The organism is Veillonella sp. AS16 (assembly GCF_000517785.1).
GTDB lineage: Bacteria > Bacillota > Negativicutes > Veillonellales > Veillonellaceae > Veillonella > Veillonella denticariosi.
Map to the genome: position 1 here is coordinate 33,810 of NZ_AZYX01000012.1, position 20,167 is coordinate 53,976.

Here is a 20,167-nt window from a genome sequence, read left to right on the forward strand (position 1 = left end):
TTCAGCAAACAAAAAGCCGATATAAACATAAGTCTATATCGATTCCCTTAACGGCAAATCAACGGTTATGTATATATCGGCTTTATAAATTTTTCAGCTATACTGATGAATTATTTTATTCCTGTACGGATTCAACAATGGCCTTCCAGTCGGCTATTTGTTTTTCTTCTGCCGCGATAACGGCTTTACCGTTATTCCGTTGTCGTTCCACGCATTCCGGTGCGGTTCCGGAGTAGTTGTTACGTCCCTCTACACAGGCTTCAATGGAGATGGCATCAAGAATATCCGCATCAAAGTGATGAGAGATGGCTTTGAAATCCTCTACGGATAAATCGAGGAGTACACAGCCTTTTTCGATGCAATGATGTACGGCATTGCCCACGATTTCGTGAGCTTCACGGAACGGAACCCCTTTTTTCGCAAGATAATCCGCCATATCCGTCGCATTCGAAAAATCGTCATCCAGGACGGCTTTCATATGAGCACCGTTTACCTTCATACCCCGAATCATAGCCGCATTGATGGATAATGCAAAGTGAACCGTATCAATGGCATCAAAAATCCCCTCTTTATCCTCCTGCATATCCTTGTTATACGTCAAGGGCAAACCTTTGAGTGTCGTTAGCAGCCCCAACAGATGTCCATAGGTACGACCTGTTTTGCCGCGCACCAGTTCACATACGTCGGGATTTTTCTTTTGCGGCATGATACTGGAGCCCGTGCAGTGCGCATCGTCCAGTTCAATAAAATTAAACTCATTGGTGGACCACAAAATCAGTTCCTCGCTGAGACGGCTCAAGTGCATCATCACAAGAGACGCAAAGGCAAGGAATTCGACTACGTAATCACGGTCGGATACGGCATCCATACTGTTCTCATAAATACGAGAGAATCCTAACAGCTCCTGTGTATACGTCTGATCAATGCCGTATGTGCTGCCCGCTAATGCACCCGCCCCGAGAGGCATGATGTCGGCATGCTTAAAGACCGTCAGCAAACGGTCAAAATCGCGTTCCAACATGGAAAAATACGCCATCATGTGATGTCCGAACAACACCGGTTGCGCCCGTTGCAAATGAGTATACCCCGGCATGATTACGTCTCTGTATTTCTCCGCCGTTTCGATGAGCGCCTTTTGCATATCCACGATGAGTTCGCCCATTTCCACAACGGCCTTGCGCACGTACATATGCAAATCCACCGCACATTGATCATTACGACTACGCCCCGTATGCAAACGACCGCCCGCTTCACCGATATCGTCGGTGAGGCGCTTTTCAATATTCATATGAATATCTTCAAGGGCGACGGAAAACGGAAACTCACCCGTGTCGATTTGCCCCTTTATCTTCGTTAAGCCCGCCACAATTGCATCCCGATCCGCGTCGGAGATAATATGTTGTTTAGCCAGCATTTTCGCATGTGCCTTACTGCCGGCAATATCTTCGGCGTACATTCGAGCGTCAAAAGCGATAGAGGATGTAAAATCCTCTACCGCTTTATCCGTGCCCTTTGTGAAACGCCCGCCCCACAATTTAGCCATTATAAACCTGCCTTTTCTTTCATCAACGCATTAATTTTAAGAGGTAAACCGAACAAGTTGATGAATCCGGCCGCATCAGCCTGATCGTATACATCATCCTCTTCGAATGTTACGAAATCTTCGCTGTACAAGGAATATGGAGAGGTGCTGCCTGCAGAAATGATATTGCCTTTGTACAATTTGAGTTTCACATCGCCCGTTACCGTCTTCTGCGTTTCGTCCACAAATGCCTGCAACGCGTTCATCAACGGCGCAAACCACATGCCGTCGTACACGAGTTCCGCATACTTGTTCGCAATGAGTTCTTTATAGTGATACGTCGCTCTGTCGAGGCAAAGGTATTCCAATTCTCTGTGCGCATACATGATGATAGATCCGCCCGGATTTTCATAAACGCCACGGGATTTCATGCCTACCAATCGGTTTTCCACGATATCTACGACGCCGACGCCATAATGAGCGCCGATTTCATTGAGTTTTTCCAACAATTGCAACGGGGTGCCTTTTTCACCGTCTACGGCTACCGGTACGCCTTCTTTGAAAGTAACCGTCACAAAATCGGCTTCATCAGGGGCCTGTTCCGGAGTATGTGTCACCAAATACACATCATCTTTAGGAGCATTTGCGGGATTTTCAAGATCGCCGCCTTCATGAGATAAATGCCATACGTTTTGGTCCATCGAATACGGATGCGTTTTAGTGGCCACTACAGGAATGTTATGCTTCGCCGCATATTCCATGCAGTCCGTACGGGATTTCAAATCCCATTCCCGCCATGGCGCGATAATTTTTAAGTTCGGTGCAAGGGCTTTGATAGCCAATTCAAACCGCACCTGATCGTTACCTTTACCGGTCGCACCGTGAGCAACCGCATCGGCACCTTCTTTAGTGGCGATATTAACCAGAATTTTACCGATCAAAGGTCTCGCAAAGGATGTTCCGAGCAAATATTTACCTTCGTACACGGCACCGGCTTTCACAGTAGGCCATACATATTCTTTAACGAATTCCTCCTTCGCATCGACGATATACGCCTTGGACGCGCCGGACGCGATAGCCTTTTTCTCAACAGCATCGAAATCCTCAGGCTGCCCCAAATCAACGCACACGGCGATGACCTCGCAACCGTAATTTTCCTTGAGCCAAGGAATGATAACAGATGTGTCCAACCCACCAGAATACGCGAGTACTACTTTGTTTGCTTTGCCCATGATAACACCTCATAAACCCATTATATATTTCTATAATATACGTGATACACTATCAGACAACTGTGAAAGCCCCGTGGCTTTACAGCCGTTGAAAGCATTTCACCAATCTGACAAAACATAGTATACACTCGTATATTTATAAATGCAAGTATTATTTTTATGCAATTATGTAATATAATTCGGTTTGTATGCATTTCCCAAATCAAGCTTCAAGAATATGAATACTTATCACATACCTATAGATTAGCGACTAATCGTAAATTTATTTCAAAAGCCCTTGTCAGAAAACTCTAATACTACTTCATCAGGAGTATCTTCTTTAATAGATAAATAATATAACTGTCCATCAATCTCCTTTTGATAATAATTCCCCGACAACTCCCATCCATTCTTAGATATAAATTTTTTAATATCATTAGAATCGTCTACATCCATAAACTTAACTACAAAATGTGGAGAAAGCGTACTTATATCAAAAATAAAAGGTGTAATTGAATCAACTTTAAGATCAACTTCATTCGTAAGAGTTCTTAATTCAGCCCAAAATATTTCTTGCGAAGCAGAGTATTGAGTTTTCAGCTGGTTATCAACTTTATATAACACACACAATACGTTAATCCTTCTGATTCACTAAAATCAACGTCTACTTCATTCCTACTCATCTCGCTAATAGTATATACATCAGAATCACTGTAAAGTGACTACCATCATAGTCAAGAAATCGTCCTGCAAATTTAATATCAAATTTACTTAAACATTATTTTTAAAATATATCCCATGAGTATTAGATATATTAAAAGCATAATAATCAGCATATTCATCAACTTATATTTAGGACTCGATTTTTCTTGATATAAACCTATTACTAAAATCAGTGTATATACTCCGCCCCATAATATAGTAGTACGAATAAACTGAACATCATTATTAAATATTACATAAGAAGCTACTATCGGTAATAAAGCAAGTAATGCTAGCTGATTTAAAACTTTAACTAACTTTGGAAACCGTCTAAACTTCTTAATCGTTTCCCATTTTTCATCTGTTAAAGTTTGGGCTATCTCAATTCTATAAATAATACTCCCTGCCCATGCAATAGTAATCAGGAAAATTATTCTTAAAATATCAATCTTGTACATTCTTCCACCGTTTATATTCTTCTTTCATTTTAACCTTTTCATTTTCTACATAAAAAGAATAACCTACATTGGCAAATAATGAAATTGCCCCTATAACAACCCCTGGAACCCCTCCAACAGCAGAACCGCCAATAGTAGCCCCTGTTCCAGCTGCTGATAAAGCCAGTCCGCTCTCATCTAAACTATCTGCTTCTTCAATAAGATCAGGTCGACCTTCAAAATCGATTCTATTTTGATTCATATTAATACCTGTAAATGCAGCATCACCAGCAAGCCCTCCAACCTCCATAGCTACAGCTTTAGTCGCACTTTTCGCCAGCGGTTTTACTAAGCTTTTGACCCGTTCTTTTGAAACAACTTTATCAACCATCTCCATTCCTTCATGATGCAAGACCCTGCCAATAAAAAGACTGCTTGCCACCCCTCCACCTACAGCAATACCTCTGTTAATAGACTCAGTTGAAACATCCGTAGGATTATTAATTTCATTCATAGCAACATTATACACTTGTGTCGCTTCAGTTTCTCCTCCAGGAACTTGTTCTGCAACAGACGGAGTATAAGGGGTAGCATAATTTTCCTCATTTCCAGGTTCAGAATTTGCCATAGCGGTCTGCACAGTTTCAGCAATTTCATTAGAATATGCCTCTTGTTGAGCATATGCCTCATCAACTTGCTCTTGACTATATCCACCAATACCACCTAGGATATTGGCGCGATCTTGGAGTGTCAATGGCTCTTCATCCGGTTTATCAGGGAACTGATAACTTGGCCCATCTCCTTTAGGTTCAAATAATCTACGCTTAAATACCTGCAATGTATTATCTATTGACTCAGGAAGTTCAAAGCCTTCATTATATTTTGCCCCCATTCGAGCCACATAAGCACCCGACTGCCCGTTTTTTCCAAAACTCTTATTAACAACATAACCAAATACACCTGCTATTTGTTGTAAACGCTCCGAATTTACATACTTCTTACCGTCAGGTCCAGTTATTGTGCCCGCCCATTTTTCAAATTGAGGCATCATAGCTTCTGTTAAACCGCCTGCATAAGCTCCATCAGAAAATTTATTTCCGCCTAATTTAGCAGCTGTACCGGCAAAAAATGCATGTAATGCTACCTTACGAGGGTCCCCCTCTTTCCACCCCTCATGTTTTGCAATTTGATGAATAGCTTCATTAGCATTTATACTAAATAAATTCGCCAATTCTTGTTTTTCTTCAATAGATTTACGATCAAAAATTGCTTCTAATGTATTAAGTGAATGTTCAATATCCGTATTTACTGTTTTTACATCGATAATACGTCCGTTCTCTTTAATTATACCTTCACTGATAGCACTTTTGGTAGTAGATGTAGCCTTATCATGTGCACCAATACCACCAGTTGGTGTTGTACCAAGATGTTTATAGATTTTATCTAACTCTTTTTTACTTTTGGATTTAATATTTCCAAAATTGTTATATTGTACACCATTTTCTCGAACAGTATATTCAGCCTCATTTTGAAGGTCTTCCATGGTAAGACGTCTGGTAGCTAAAGTATTCTGATTTTTCGGTGCTTTACTAGAAACAACCGCACCTTTAAGTTTTGTCTCATTTCCGTCCTTAACAGTATAACCATCCGCACCGGCATATATACCTGCTTGTTCTGTTACACTACGCCATTTACTGTCCATTCGACCTACACTGGCACCAATACTACCTGATGTATCTTTAAACTTAGGCGAACTGGATACCGAGAATCCGCCGGATTTACTATGTTCCTTAAAGTTATCAACAGCTTGCAAACTTTCAATTTGAAGATTATTCCCCGTGTCTACAGTAACACCTTTACCACTTACTGTAGAACCGATAATATTTGTATCTCGTTTTGCCTTTAATTGAGCTAACTCAGTAGCACGAATTGATGTCGGTTTATACGAAATCTGTTCTGTTACACCATTTTGTTTCGCTAAATTACCACTTGCTTCAAATCCAAGCAAACTGCCGGAAGTTAAACTGAAATTAGCACCTACACTCCAGCCGCTTTGTTTATAGTCATCATGAGCATGTAATGCATCTTGTCCGGCAGTCAAATTTACATCGCTCGCAGAATCAATTACAATCTTCTTGGCTAGTACATCTTGTCCAGTTAAGTTTACCCCTGATTTGGATGCATCAGTAGCCCTAACTTTCACATCAGAATTACTGATAATTGTGCCACCTTTATATTCAGATGTATCAACAGACTGATTTTGATGACGTGAAGTACTACCAAGTGATACAGATAAATTCACCGCATTATCAATATTCTTTTGATCTCGTAAAGAATGGCCTTTAGTATCCTTTAATACCGCCCCTTCATCATTTCGCAATTTAGCTCCTTTAACAGCCTCATCAACGGCATAATAACCATCTTGTAACTGCTTACGAGCCTCATTTAATTCTAATGCAGCCAATCGTTTATCATCACGAGAACCCGCTCGTTTAATCGTTCGAGTCGCAGTTGTTACTGCATCAATAGCGGCACCGCCGAGAGATACGGTGAGACCGGACTTTTTATAACTTTCATTATGACTCATATGACTCGCATCATGATTCCCATCAAGAATAACTTCATCACCGGTCAATTGTGTACCATCTTTGCTAAGTATATTACCACTCGTAATATGTAATTGACGGTTTGACTGTACATCAACTGTTCCTTCAGGGCTAGCAATAGTATTATAAGCCGTCACTTCCTCACGGTTTGAATCATCTGTATTTAATTTTTCTGTACCGATAGAGAACCCGATACCAGCCCCTCCTAATAAACCTGATTTCTTATGATGGTAGCTGCTGGTAGACTCTATAACATGCTTATCTACTCCTAATGCTACGCTATCATTAGCCTGTAATGATACGCTGTTCTTGCCGATAACAGTAACTGATTTACCTGTCAATGCTTTATTAGCTTTTATATCAACATCTTTACCGCTCACAACAGCCCCCGTTACGGCAGTCACTTGCGTCACCCCGGTTGCATCCGTACGTTCCCGTTTAACTAGACTTTTCTTCTTGTCCTTATACACATGATTGGCAGTGCTTGTGGCCGATGCGGTATCCAGTTTTACATTCTGACCTTCCACCTGTGCCTTATCAGCGGCCAAAATTTCACTACCACTAAGTGCTACATCAGCTTTAGCGGCCACAGTCACATTGTTACCTTCCACACTACTGCCTACAGAGGTTGCTTCAGTCACTACATCATGTGTTTCTGTAGTCTGAGAATGACCGCCACCGGATTTACCTTTGTCATAGCGATGTTCCTCTAATTCATGATTCTCTGTCATAGCTTTCATCGTGACCTGGCGTCCCGCTGCCACAGTAGCATCCTTACCCGACGTCACCGTACCGGCCTGCATAGCGACATCACGACCGACCGTTACCACAGCATCGCCTTTCGCCGCAATTTGACCTTGATCTACAGCGGTTACCGTTTCACGGCGGCTATTGGCACTGTTCCATACAACTTTACTATTGCCGGCTTCGTACTTAACGCCGTTATTGATAACATCACGATCTGCTGCTACGACAAGTTTTCCTGTTTCATCGGTTTGCTTAATCGTACCGCCCTCATTTATCACATCATGCTTAGCATACACAGTTGTACGGTCACGGCCTTCTATCGTGCCTTGTGTATTACGAACATCGGTATCCGCCACCACTGTCGTTGTACGACCTTTAATCAGTCCATTATCATTATGAATCGTATTACCATGTACAGTTATCGCATCATCCGCCACTATACTGCCGCCGTTATGCATCGTGCCCACTTGCAAATTAATTGATTGAGCCTGCATATTCGCGGCCCCCTCGACACGTTGTGTGGTCGGCGCCAAATATAACGTCGGTACGAGTAAAGTTTCCGTCTTACCGTTCGGCAATACTACCGGTTGACTGACAAGCATTACCACATCTTCCGTCAATTGCTGTTGCTCCGCCTCAGTTAATCCTTGTCCGAGCATCATCGATTTAGACTTCATCACGGTAAGGCCTGCATCCATTAATTTACGGTACTGCTCTTCTTCTGTAAGCCCTGCCTGCAGTCTACTTTTACCTGTTTGACGTAAAATAGCCTGCATCACCAATTGCTGTTCATAGTAACCATCCCCTAATCGTTTTTGTGTACGCATAGGGTTAAGTTGTAACCGATTGATGACATAATCAGAGGATAAGAAGGTTCTTCGATTGGTAAAATTCGGATCCGTTTCCATCGCATACGTTGTATTCGGATTGGTAGATAACTGACTCATCATCGCCAATACCGACGTATCCACCGTAGCCCCGGTTGTACTATCAGCTACATGACTGCCATAGACAGTTAACGGTATATCTATCGGCTGCACCACATCATTATGATACTCCGCCTCACGAACATTTGTAGAATCCCATCCGGTATGTTTATGGCGACTATACCCTGTAGCCGTACCATTTTCACTAATATATTCATGCCCCTTCGGATTGCGGGCTTCATAGTGACCGATATTACCGACCAGAGTGCCCGCTGCACTGATTTGGCTGGCATCATTATGCACAACATCCGCTTCAATCTGTAAGTTACCGCCGGAGAGGATGCGCCCCGGTTTGGAGCTATCCACCACGTCTTTTACCCGCGTACGGTCATATTCATATTTCGTCCAGCGATCATGATGCTGTCCATTAATAGACAGTTGTAAATTTTCAGAAGAGTGAACTACGACCTTATCTTTCGGAATCGGATCATCATGACCATAAATGCGTTCCTCAGATAACTGATATCGTTTGATACTGCCTTCCGGGGCCACTTCATTTTTAACGTGCTCCGTAGTTCCCGTGGTAGCCCGTTTCAACGTAACGCCACCATTTGTATTAGCAATGGATTTGGCGAGAATCACTCCTTGCTGACCGGCCTCGATAGTGGCCGCCACATTAGTCAGCGTATCCATCTTGCCGGCTACAGCGCCGTTATAATCCATCGTCTTTCCAAGTTGTAACACGCCTTCAGACTTCAGCACACTACCATTCGTATTCTGTATGGCCTTTGTCGCCACCGCTAACTTCTTACGCGCAATGAGTACCGGTGCCTCTTTTGTAACAGCATTACCGGTTTGTGTGAAAGCCTCCGCCGAAATGCGTGCCGAATCAGCATACAATTTAGCTTGACCGACTTGCGTAAAGCCTTTTGCGCTAATACTCATATCCGGCGCCACCACAGTACCACTATTTTGCACCTTGCCGGTACTGTCTACAGAAATATGATTCTGTGCGGAAAGAATCCCTTTATTATTCACGCCGAAACCATCATTGGTTCCCACTAAATACATGCTGTTCGCATACATACCGCCAATGCGAGATACATCAAGACCTACCTTCTCTGAGTGATCCGTCTTAGTAACATTAGTTACCTTACCGCTACCATCGACAGATACTGTATTGTTACCGGTTACCACATGGCTTTCATTCGCCCATACCTTGCCGTTGAGCTGTACCGCTTCCGCCAAAATATCCGTAAACTTCATGAAAGTTTTACTTTTCGTAAAAAAATATCTCTCAGTCAATTTAGCAATTAACCAAGAGATATTCATAAAATAACTATTCCTCCTCAACAAGTTCCAAGTCCTGTTCATAGGCATAGTCCGCTTCGGCACGTGTAATCATGCCCTGGTCGACCATCTGTTCCAGCACGAGTTTCTGTCGGGCCTTAGCGCCTTCATAGTTCTCGTACGGATCTAGATAGTTCGGCGCATTCGGCAACGCCGCCAGCAGGGCGCACTGTCCCAGTGTAAGTCGACTCGGGCTGACTCCGAAATAGCCGTGCGATGCTTCGTAAATGCCATAATAATTATGCCCGTAGTATACGGTATTCAGATACATGGTAAGGATTTCTTCCTTTGTATAATAATGTTCCATTTCTCCGGCAAGGATGGCCTCCTCCACCTTGCGCGTCACGATACGTTTTGACGACAGGAACAGATTTTTTACCAATTGTTGCGTAATGGTGCTGCCACCTTCGACGGTTTCACCGGACACCGTATTGGTATAAAACGCGCGAATGATACCGAAGATATCGATAGCGCCGTGATTATAATAGCGCTTGTCCTCAATGGCGATGAGCGCATTTTTCGCATTTTCCGGAATGATATCCGCTTTCACCCAGTGTTCCCGCGGCACGCGCTGCGTAAGGGCCATTTCCACCTTATCCTTAAACGTAAACAGCCGCACAATGCGATCCATCCTACTCAGTGTATCTTCATTTTGTTCTATCCGTTGCTCAACGGTGGTCTGTGCCTTGCTTTCACGATTAGTCCCCTGAAAGCTATGATATGCATCATAGATATACATGGCCAATAGTATGACCACGACGACCGTCAGCGCACGGCGAATAAAGCGAAATAGTGTCATTGTAACCTCATGCAAATATATCGATGTACAAATATACAAAAATAAGTTATATTGATTGTATTGTATCACATCTATGTGATTGTGTTGTATTTACGCGTTTATTTAGAGTATAATTAATAGGATGATAAAACATGCCCATTGGAGGAGTATTATGAAACAGTGTATGGATTCAGATAATCTACATCGTCGATTACGAAAAATTTTAGGTCAAGTACAGGCTATCGACCGTATGATAGAAGAAGACATTCCCTGCGAGGATGTACTGAGTCAGATTAATGCAGCTAAATCCGCACTGCACAAGGTAGGTCAGGTCGTGCTTGAGGGCCATATCAACCATTGCGTGCGTGATGGCATCGAACACGGGGACGTAGAGAAAACAATCAACGACTTCACAAAAGCTGTAGAACGCTTTGCGAATATGGGAAAATAATCCTACGAGGCGTCTATGAAAAACGAACAATAGAGACCGGCTATTTCATATAGTCGGTCTTTTGCATGTCCGTCAACCGATCTGTTGTATATCTGTTAATCTAACTTATGGAACGGAACGTGTTGTTTTTAATGCCGATTTTTCATACCTCTAACCGGGCCATTACCAACCTGTTAATCAATCTCCTTTTACGTGCCGAATTTCGGGCAACAAAAAAGTCCTCTGACTGTAGTGAACCGCGGTTTCTGAAATTATATCCAAATTTCGGAATGCAGTTCATAGTCGGAGGACTTTTCCAATTTTAAGATTAGTCGTGATTTGTAGTTAAGAATTCGCTCAATGCAGCGAGTGCGTCGTCTTCATCGGCGCCGTCAGCCGTCAATGTAACGGACGTGCCCTTTGTAGCGCCCAATGTCAACACGGTCAAAATAGATTTGGCATCCGCTGTTTTGCCGTTTGCCGCAATAGTGACTTTAGATGCGAATTTTGCCGCCAATTGTGTGAAAGCCGTCGCAGGACGCGCATGTAAACCGGATTCGTTTGTGATTTCTACTGTTAATTCTTTCATGATAACCTCTTTCTATCTCGATAGGTCTGACCCATCTCATACGTCTTGTAATAGATTTATTGTATCAATTCGATATTTCGAATTCAAGTACCCGCACTATCTACAACAAGCTTTTTTCTTCAAGAACGGCTTTAGCGTAGTTTGTAATCTCTTCCGCCGTATCCATAGTGAGGGCCTTGTCAGCCACAGCTTTACAATCCTCTTTCGATACGGAGCGCAGGATTTTTTTGATGAGCGGAATGGAGGATGCGGTCATCGAGAATTCGTCGAGGCCAAGGCCTAACAGAATCATCGTCGCCACAGGATCGCCTGCAAGTTCGCCGCACATACCCGTGAATTTTCCCTGTTCATGGCTTGCATCGATGACGTGTTTGATGAGCCGCAACACGCCCGGATGCAACGGTTGATATAAACCGCCGATGGCTTCGTTCATCCGGTCTACCGCCAATGTATATTGGCAAAGATCGTTCGTGCCGATGCTGAAGAAGTCTACGTATTTTGCCAAAATCGGAGAAATAACGGCCGCTGCCGGCACTTCTATCATAATGCCCACCTTGATAGCATCATTAAAATCGATACCCTCGGCGGTAAGCTCGGTCTTGCATTCGGCAAGCATCGCATTCGCCTGTTTAACCTCTTCCACGGAAGCGATCATAGGATACATGATATGAATATCTCCGAAAGCACTGGCACGCAACAACGCCCGCAACTGCACTTTAAAAATATCCGGACGGTTTAAGGAGATACGAATCGCCCGATATCCGAGGAACGGATTCATTTCACTCGGCAAATCCAGACATTTCAATTCCTTGTCGCCGCCAATATCCATGGTGCGAATAATGACAGGCTGCCCCTTCATATCCTGAGCTACTTTTTTATATTCTTCAAATTGCGCGTCTTCTGTCGGCAATTCATCGTTTTCCATGTACAGGAATTCCGTTCTATACAGGCCGATACCCTGAGCGCCCATAGTAAGGGCATGCTTTGCATCCTTCGCCTTACCGATATTGCCGAACAGTTCCACATGATGACCGTCTGTGGTCATCGCTTCAAGATTGGCGGACTCGCGCAATCGTTTGAGTTCCTCCTGAAACGCCTCGGCTTGGTTTGTGTATTCGTTCCAGTCCGCATCGGAAGGATTGATTTCCACTATGCCGTCCGTACCGAGCACGACAGCCTTATCTCCGTCAGTGAAGCTGTCAATATCACCGACCCCCATAACAGCGGGAATTTCAAGAGTGCGGGCCATGATGGCCGCATGAGATGTAGGTCCGCCTGCGGCCGTCACGATACCCTTTACCACATTTTTATCAAGAGATGCCGTATCGGATGGCGCCAAATCGTGAGCCACCAAAATGACTTCGCCGGAAATATGGGACAAGCCGCGCGGATTCATGCCTAAGATATTGCGCATCAAACGGTCTCCGATATCCTTGATATCGGCGCCGCGCTCGCGCATGTACGGATCATCCATACCGAGAAAGATATTCGCAAAGGTTTCGATAGTCTGCGACGTAGCCGCCACCACATTCACATGACCGGATTCAACGAGGGACTTGATGCCGTCGGACAATGACGGATCCTGAGCGATTTGCATATGCGCCTCAAAGATGGCCGCCTCGTCGGGACCCATGTGCTCCAACGCTTTTTGACGAATCGTATCCAGTTGTTTCAAGGTAGCCGCCATAGCGGTGGCAAATTTACCGATTTCCTCATCCACCTTGTCGTCCGCTACGGTGTAATCGGGAATGACGATTTCCTCCTGCATATATCTATATACATTGCCTACTGCAACGCCACGAGATCCAGAAATCCCTTGAATTCGCATGTGTATTCCTCTTTCTATACTGATAAACTACATTACATATTATTGTAACATTTCTATAGTAAACAATAAAGTACGGCCCCCTTATATGTGATATAATAATATAATGTAAATCAGAGACTTTCACGGGCTTCATGGTGAAAGTCTTATCTATTGATAGGAGCGCTTATGAGATTAACGAAAATGCACGGCCTCGGCAACGATTTCATTCTATTTGCCGATCAAAAAGGGGCCTCAAAAGATTATACGGACCTAGCCATTCGCCTCTGCGATCGCCGCACCGGCATCGGCGCTGACGGTCTTGCCATCCTCGTGCCATCCGACACATGCGATATACGTATGCGCATCATCAACTCGGACGGCAGCGAAGCGGAAATGTGCGGCAATGCGATCCGTTGCTTCGCTAAATACGCCTATGAGCATGAAGAAATCACAAAGGATACTTTCACCATCGAAACATTAGCGGGTGTAATGAAACCATCTCTGACGATTGAAAACGGCGTGGTAACACAAGTCACCGTCGATATGGGCAAACCGTTTTTTAAAGCCCGGGAGATTCCGATGAATGTAGATATGGACAAGGTTATCGACGTCGACCTTGACGTAAACGGCGAAACCGTAACGGTCAGCTCCGTATTGCTCGGCGTGCCTCACACGGAGGTATTCATTGACGACATCACGAAGGCGCCTGTTAAAACGCAAGGCCCTATCCTTGAAAAGCATGACGCCTTTCCGGCGAATACAAATGTAAACTACGTGGAGGTCGTAAATGACCACCACATCAAGGTTCGCACCTGGGAACGCGGGGCCGGCGCTACGCTCGCATGCGGTACCGGTTCCTGTGCCTCCGCCGTCATGGCCTGCGAAAAGGGCCTGACCGGTCGTGAAGTGGACGTGGAATTATACCTGGGTATATTACATATTTCATACTTGGAGGACGGCACGGTGCTCATGACAGGGCCTGCCGAGGAAGTGTTCGAAACCGAACTTCCCATAGAATAAGATGAAATGGTTACAACTGATACTGAACGCATTTCTGAACTATCGCCAAGGTCGGTCATTAATGCCTCAAAACATAGAACCTCTCATCGGCTTATTGCTGTCCATCATCGTCATTATCACCGCCGTAGCTAACGGTATCGCTATCGGCTACGCCTTGCTCGCGGTATGGTGTATCATGGCGTACGTATTCTACCGTAAAGGTTATGAGCCGAAAGAACTGCTCAAGTTATCCTGGACAGGTGCGAAGTCATCGATTGGCGTAATACAGATTTTTCTTCTCATCGGATGGCTCATCGCCATGTGGCAGGCATCGGGAACTATACCGATGATCATCGCCACCTGTATCGACTGGATTAACCCATATATCTTTATCACCTGTGCCTTTCTCATGACTGTCGTCGTGAGCATGCTACTCGGCACCTCGCTCGGCACGGTAGGCACCATAGGCATCGTGCTCATCACCGTCGCACGGGCCGGAAATGTACCGGAAAACATCGTAGCCGGGGCTATCATTGCCGGCGCGTATGTGGGCGACCGCAACAGTCCCCTCTCATCCAGTGCATCTCTCGTGGCTGCCTTAACGCACACCGAGGTACGGACGAATATCCGAAAAATGTTTGCGGACAGCATACCGGCACTCGTCATTTCAACGCTTCTCTACATTTTGCTATCCCAATGGTTTCCGTTGGATACTACAAACAATTATCTGTCGGATACGATTCCTTTCATCTTTAATATCAATTGGACGTTATGGATTCCCGTCATTATCGTCGTAGCAGTATTGCCTCTGAAAGTATCCATCAGGTGGCCCATCGGCCTCAGCGCATTGGCAGCCGCGATTATTGCGTATACCAATCAGGGCCAAAGTCTGTCTGACCTGGCCTGGTTCAGCCTGGCAGGCTTCGAGCTTCCCGGTTATAATCCGCTGGCAGATGTCATTCACGGCGGCGGCCTCAAAACCATGTTCATTCCGTCTCTATCAATATTTATGGCCTGCGCCATTTCCGGTATGCTGGAGGGCGTCGGTTTCTGGAATGATATGAGACAGCTCTTAGACCATGCTAAATCGCGCAGCAGCTTATTTGCAGCCAATGCGGGACTCGCCTTTTTAACGGGTGCTATCGGCTGCAGTCAGGCCATCGCGGTCATCATGACACATTCCATTATGCGTACCACCTATGCGAAACAAAGCATCCAGGCGGACGACGTAATGCTGGACTTTGAAAACAGCGGCATCCTCATCGCCGCCTTACAGCCGTGGAATATCGCCGCCCTCGTACCTGTTATCATGTTGAATACCGGTCCAACCGGATATATACCATTCGCCTTCTTTTTATACCTGGCGCCTCTCATCTACTGGTTGCGCCTGCGCCGACATGATGAGGCGAAATCACTCTAATACAAATATTGTTCTGACACGAAAATATCTGTTCAATTCGGCAGGATTCCGTATAAAATATAATTCAGCATAAAGCATAACAGTCGTTCAATATAATTATAGTTCGATATAATAATTATTTATGTAGTATCAAAATTTGCGTAGTATCAAAGAGGAATATATATGATCTACACTATCACCTTTAATCCGGCCCTCGATTATATCGTACGCCTGGACCATCTCGAAACGGGCACAATCAATCGCACTACTCAGGAATACATCCTCGGTGGCGGTAAAGGTATCAATGTTTCCATCGTGCTCAACAATCTCGGCATGGATACAACGGCTCTCGGCTTCATCGCGGGCTTCACCGGTCAGGAAATCGTAACCCAGCTGAATCAATTCGGCGTAACGGAAAACTTCATCCGTCTGCGCGAAGGTTTAACACGCATCAATGTGAAAGTAAAAGCATCCGATGAGGAAACGGAAATCAACGGTCGCGGTCCGACTATCGCCAACGATGAATTACAGGCACTGTACACACAGTTGGATGCCTTATCGGACGAGGATATTCTGATCCTTGCGGGCAGCATTCCTTCAAGCCTGCCGAGCGATATGTATGAACGCATTATGGAGCGTTTACAGCACAAACACATCCGCATCATCGTCGATGCCACAAAGGATCTTCTGACACGTGTATTACCGTATAAACCGTTCTTAATCAAGCCCAATAATCACGAACTGAGCGAAATCTTCGGTCGTACCCTATCCTCAAAGGATGACCTGGTATCGGCCGCAAAGGAATTACAGGCAAAAGGAGCTCAACACGTCCTGATCTCCATGGCCGGCGACGGCGCTATCTTAGTAGCTGCAGACGGCACGGTCTACACGAGCAAAGCCCCTCAGGGAACCCTTGTCAATTCCGTAGGAGCCGGCGACTCCATGGTGGCCGGATTTATTACGGGCTACGAAAAAACAGGTAGCCTTCAAGAAGCCCTCTACTGGGGCATCGCCAGCGGATCCGCTTCGGCCTATTCGGAAAACCTCGCCACATTGAACGAGGTGGAGGCACTACTTTCACAGGTACGATCCTAAATCACATTTCAATAATTTTCTATTTTATTTGCATCAAGGAGTACATATATGCAAATCACCGATTTATTAAAACCGGAATCCGTCCTCTTAAACGCGGAACCGGTAACAAAGGCAGATGCCATTTACATGTTAGGGGAATTGATGGATAAAGGCGGACATCTCATCGACAAAGCCGAATATCTGGCGGCCGTTTTCGCCCGTGAAGAATCCGGTTCCACCGGTCTCGGCGACGGTATCGCCACACCGCACGCAAAATCCGCAGGCGTTCGCGAAGCAGGCCTTGCGGCTATGGTCGTACCGAACGGCGTCGATTTCGAGTCCTTAGACGGTCAACCATCCCGATTATTTTTCATGATTGCCGCTCCGGAAGGCGCTGCAGATACGCATGTAGAGGTTTTGAGTCAACTCGCGACGATGGTTATCGACCCGGACTTCAAGGAAGCCCTCATCGCCGCCCCTACGGTAAAGCGGTTCCTGGAACTCATCACGGCTAAGGAGCAAGGAAAGTTTGATCCGTCCGTAGCGGGATGTATCAAATCCGCTACGACCGCCGAAAGCACGATAAGTGCTGCACAATCCGATAACTCTGCAACAGAAACAGTTTCTGAATCTAATCCGTATTATGACGTATTAGCTGTAACGGGGTGCCCTACGGGCATCGCCCACACCTACATGGCGGCGGAATCATTAGACCGCAAGGCCAAGGAAATGGGCATCTCCTTAAAGGTTGAAAAAAACGGTGCATCCGGCGTAAAAGATCCGCTCACAGCGGAGGAAATCGCACACGCAAAATGCATCATCGTCGCATCGGACCGCCAAGTCGAAATGGCTCGTTTCAACGGTAAGCCGATGATTCAGACAAAGGTTGCCAACGGCATCAACAAGGCCGAGGAATTATTAACGGAAGCCATGTCCGGTACGGCACCTGTATACCACGCCTCCAAAGCGGAGCAACAGGACTCGGAAACGACCGGAGATGCTTCTGACAGCATCGGTCGTCAAATTTACAAGCATCTGATGAACGGCGTATCCCATATGTTGCCATTCGTTATCGGAGGCGGTATCTTAATCGCATTGGCATTCCTCTTTGATACATTCGATCCCGCGAGCCCTAAAAACTTCGGTTCCGGTACGCCTCTTGCAGCATTTCTGATGCAAATCGGCGGTGCCTCCTTCGGATTTATGTTGCCGGTTCTCGCCGGCTATATCGCCATGAGTATCGCAGACCGTCCCGGTCTCGTAGCGGGCTTTGTGGGCGGTTTATTAGCAAACCAGGGCGGCTCCGGATTCCTCGGCGCCTTAATCGCAGGCTTTGCAGCGGGTTATTTAGTATTGTTGGTTAAAAAACTCGTATCCGGCCTGCCGGAAGCATTGGAAGGCACGAAACCCGTTCTCTTCTATCCAGTACTAGGCGTATTATTCATAGGCCTTGCTATTACCTTTATCATCAATCCACCGGTATCCGCACTCAACCACTGGTTGATGGACTCCTTGCAGTCCATGGGCACCACAAGCCGTGTATTGTTGGGTCTTATCTTCGGCGCTATGATGTCTGTTGATATGGGCGGCCCTGTAAACAAAGCCGCTTACGTTATCGGTACCGGCGCTTTAGCAACCGGTGAATACGGTATCATGGCGGCGGTTATGGCAGGCGGCATGGTGCCTCCATTGGCGATTGCCCTTTGCACGACCTTCTTTCCTAGCCGTTTCACCGAAGCGGAACGCAAGTCCGGTTTGACCAACTACATCATGGGCCTCTCCTTCATCACCGAAGGTGCCATCCCGTTTGCAGCAGCCGATCCAATTCGCGTGTTGCCGGCCTGCATCATCGGTGCCGGTACAGCAGGCGCATTATCTATGTTGTTTGAATGCACCCTACGCGCTCCTCACGGCGGAATTTTCGTGGTGCCGACCATCGGCAATCCGCTACTTTATCTCGCGTCCATCGCCATCGGCTCCGTTATTGCATGTATCATCTTAGGCCTGGTAAAACCGAGCTTGAAAAAATAATATATCCTTTAGTGAAAGCCCTATACCGCAGCGGTACAGGGCTTTTACTTTCATCATAAACATATCGAATCATCGAGCATAATAGATCATAATATATGACTAAATATAATATGTAGAGCTAATCATAATACATGGAACTAATCATCATACGTAATACGTAGAACCAATATCCGACATTCATTTCCTCACATCTCAATTGATTAATCTTAATTTAAAATTTATCATGTCCATAAAATCAGATAAATTCACGGTCCGCATGTATATAAAGTGTACAATTACACGGATTTATGCTAAACTATAAATTAACTTTAAAATTTTTAACTATCAATTCATATCTAGTAGGAGAGCATTAATTCATGAAGTCAACCAAGAATCAGAAGGTCACTGCCGCCCTTTTAGCGGCAACGGCCTTAGGTGGTGTAGCACATGCGGCACCGTCCCTCAATATGAGCGATTTAGTCGGCACTAAGTCCACCGCTGAATCTAAGACTACACCCCCTGCCGCGGCGACTACCTCTACTGCTGCGGCTGCACAACAAACTACCGCGCCATCCGCCACACAACCGATGGCTACATCGGCACAATCGGAAATGCAACAAGGACAATCGTCCACACCTACCGCATCACAAGCAAATGCGTCTCGTAATACCATTGATGTTACGGCAATAGCACAACCTGTTGCGACAGTACAAAAGCCGCAATATACGGTAGACAAAAACACGCACACCGTAATAGAACCGACATTGGCGATGCATAGCTTAATGAATGTACAACGTCAAACGGAGCAGTCGGTGGTGGAAAAACAAGTTGATGGAAAACCGGAATTACAAAAAACTCAAATTCAACGTGCCCCTGTGGTTCAACAGGAACCCTCTACGGCCCCTCTGCCAATTGCAAGGACAACAACGACAAAATCCGTCGTAGCGAAACAAAAGCTGACTATACGCGACATCCAACGCGCAGAGCGTGAGCGTTTAGAAAAAGAAGCACTGGAACAAGCGGCGCTGGAAGCTCAGCAACAACAAGTAGAGGAGCAAAACCGCACAGCAAAAGTAGCTGAGGCACAACGACAAGCCGCTCTTAAGGCTCAGGTTCTTAAGGCTCAGCAGGAACAGTTAGCCGCCCAACAGGCGGAAGCCCAACGACAGGCCGCTCTCAAAGTTCAACAGGAACAGCTGGCGACTCAACAAGCCGAGGCGCAACGACAAGCGGCCCTTAAAGCTGAACAGGAACGTATCGCCGCTCAACAGGCTGAACACTCCCGCATTGCGGAAGAGCAACGAATAGCCGCCGAACAGGAACGGCTACGTATTCAAGAAGAACAACGCCGTATGGCGGAACAAAAATACATATCTGCTCAACAAGCCGAAGCCCAACGCCAGGCCGCTCTCAAAGCTCAACAGGAACAGTTGGCAGCCCAACAGGCTGAGGCTCAACGACAGGCCGCTCTCAAAGCTCAGCAGGAACAGCTGGCGGCTCAACAGGCTGAACAAGAACGTTTAGCCGCTCAACAACGCGCAGCGGCAGCTGAAAAAGCTAAAGCTGAACGCGAAGCCGCT

General features: G+C 45.7%; 13 protein-coding genes and 1 pseudogene. 6 read left to right on the top strand and 8 right to left on the bottom strand.

Annotation, left to right across the window (positions count from 1 at the left end; genetic code table 11):
- Window positions 1–115 precede the first annotated feature (115 nt).
- The 6 genes from argH to HMPREF1521_RS04790 form a co-directional block, all read right to left on the bottom strand.
- Window positions 116–1,543, bottom strand: coding sequence for an argininosuccinate lyase (argH, locus tag HMPREF1521_RS04765; RefSeq protein ID WP_038116494.1), 1,428 nt, complete (start codon window positions 1,541–1,543; stop codon window positions 116–118).
- The gene (locus tag HMPREF1521_RS04770) at window positions 1,543–2,754 is read right to left on the bottom strand and encodes an argininosuccinate synthase (RefSeq protein ID WP_038116497.1); all 1,212 of its coding nucleotides are present in this window, start codon (window positions 2,752–2,754) and stop codon (window positions 1,543–1,545) included. Before HMPREF1521_RS04770 ends, argH begins: the two co-directional genes overlap by 1 nt.
- 267 nt (window positions 2,755–3,021) lie before the next feature.
- Window positions 3,022–3,357, bottom strand: a complete 336-nt coding sequence (locus tag HMPREF1521_RS04775; RefSeq protein ID WP_156924912.1) for a hypothetical protein — start codon at window positions 3,355–3,357, stop codon at window positions 3,022–3,024.
- 143 nt (window positions 3,358–3,500) lie between these two features.
- Entirely contained in the window at window positions 3,501–3,893 is a 393-nt protein-coding gene (locus HMPREF1521_RS04780) for a hypothetical protein (RefSeq protein WP_038116503.1), read from the bottom strand.
- Window positions 3,880–9,483 (bottom strand): hemagglutinin repeat-containing protein, encoded by a 5,604-nt coding sequence (locus HMPREF1521_RS04785; protein ID WP_232203188.1) that lies wholly within the window; start codon window positions 9,481–9,483, stop codon window positions 3,880–3,882. The genes HMPREF1521_RS04780 and HMPREF1521_RS04785 overlap by 14 nt, the downstream gene beginning before the upstream one ends.
- A 7-nt stretch (window positions 9,484–9,490) precedes the next feature.
- Window positions 9,491–10,300 (bottom strand): transglycosylase domain-containing protein, encoded by an 810-nt coding sequence (locus HMPREF1521_RS04790; protein ID WP_038116505.1) that lies wholly within the window; start codon window positions 10,298–10,300, stop codon window positions 9,491–9,493.
- 151 nt (window positions 10,301–10,451) lie between these two features.
- Between HMPREF1521_RS04790 and HMPREF1521_RS04795 the strand changes: the two genes are divergently transcribed.
- Window positions 10,452–10,730, top strand: a complete 279-nt coding sequence (locus HMPREF1521_RS04795) for a metal-sensing transcriptional repressor (protein ID WP_038116508.1) — start codon at window positions 10,452–10,454, stop codon at window positions 10,728–10,730.
- 307 nt (window positions 10,731–11,037) lie between these two features.
- On the opposite strand, the gene HMPREF1521_RS04800 is transcribed toward HMPREF1521_RS04795, so the two are convergent.
- Both HMPREF1521_RS04800 and ptsP read right to left on the bottom strand, forming a co-directional pair.
- On the bottom strand, window positions 11,038–11,298 hold the full coding sequence (locus tag HMPREF1521_RS04800; protein WP_038116511.1) for an HPr family phosphocarrier protein: 261 nt from the start codon (window positions 11,296–11,298) through the stop codon (window positions 11,038–11,040).
- Between the two features lie 100 nt (window positions 11,299–11,398).
- The gene (gene ptsP, locus HMPREF1521_RS04805; RefSeq protein WP_038116514.1) at window positions 11,399–13,126 is read right to left on the bottom strand and encodes a phosphoenolpyruvate--protein phosphotransferase; all 1,728 of its coding nucleotides are present in this window, start codon (window positions 13,124–13,126) and stop codon (window positions 11,399–11,401) included.
- Between the two features lie 165 nt (window positions 13,127–13,291).
- Here ptsP and dapF point away from each other — a divergent pair, with 165 nt between their 5' ends.
- The 5 genes and pseudogenes from dapF to HMPREF1521_RS04830 all read left to right on the top strand — a co-directional run.
- A complete protein-coding gene (dapF, locus tag HMPREF1521_RS04810) occupies window positions 13,292–14,125 on the top strand; it encodes a diaminopimelate epimerase (RefSeq protein WP_038116517.1) in 834 nt (277 codons plus the stop codon).
- Between the two features lies 1 nt (window position 14,126).
- A complete protein-coding gene (locus HMPREF1521_RS04815) occupies window positions 14,127–15,524 on the top strand; it encodes a Na+/H+ antiporter NhaC family protein (protein WP_051435751.1) in 1,398 nt (465 codons plus the stop codon).
- A gap of 162 nt (window positions 15,525–15,686) precedes the next feature.
- The gene (pfkB, locus tag HMPREF1521_RS04820; protein ID WP_038116520.1) at window positions 15,687–16,598 is read left to right on the top strand and encodes a 1-phosphofructokinase; all 912 of its coding nucleotides are present in this window, start codon (window positions 15,687–15,689) and stop codon (window positions 16,596–16,598) included.
- Window positions 16,599–16,646: 48 nt separating this feature from the next.
- The gene (locus HMPREF1521_RS04825) at window positions 16,647–18,608 is read left to right on the top strand and encodes a fructose-specific PTS transporter subunit EIIC (protein WP_038116524.1); all 1,962 of its coding nucleotides are present in this window, start codon (window positions 16,647–16,649) and stop codon (window positions 18,606–18,608) included.
- A 356-nt stretch (window positions 18,609–18,964) separates the two neighbouring features.
- Window positions 18,965–20,167, top strand: a pseudogene (locus tag HMPREF1521_RS04830) (ATPase); the annotation flags it as partial.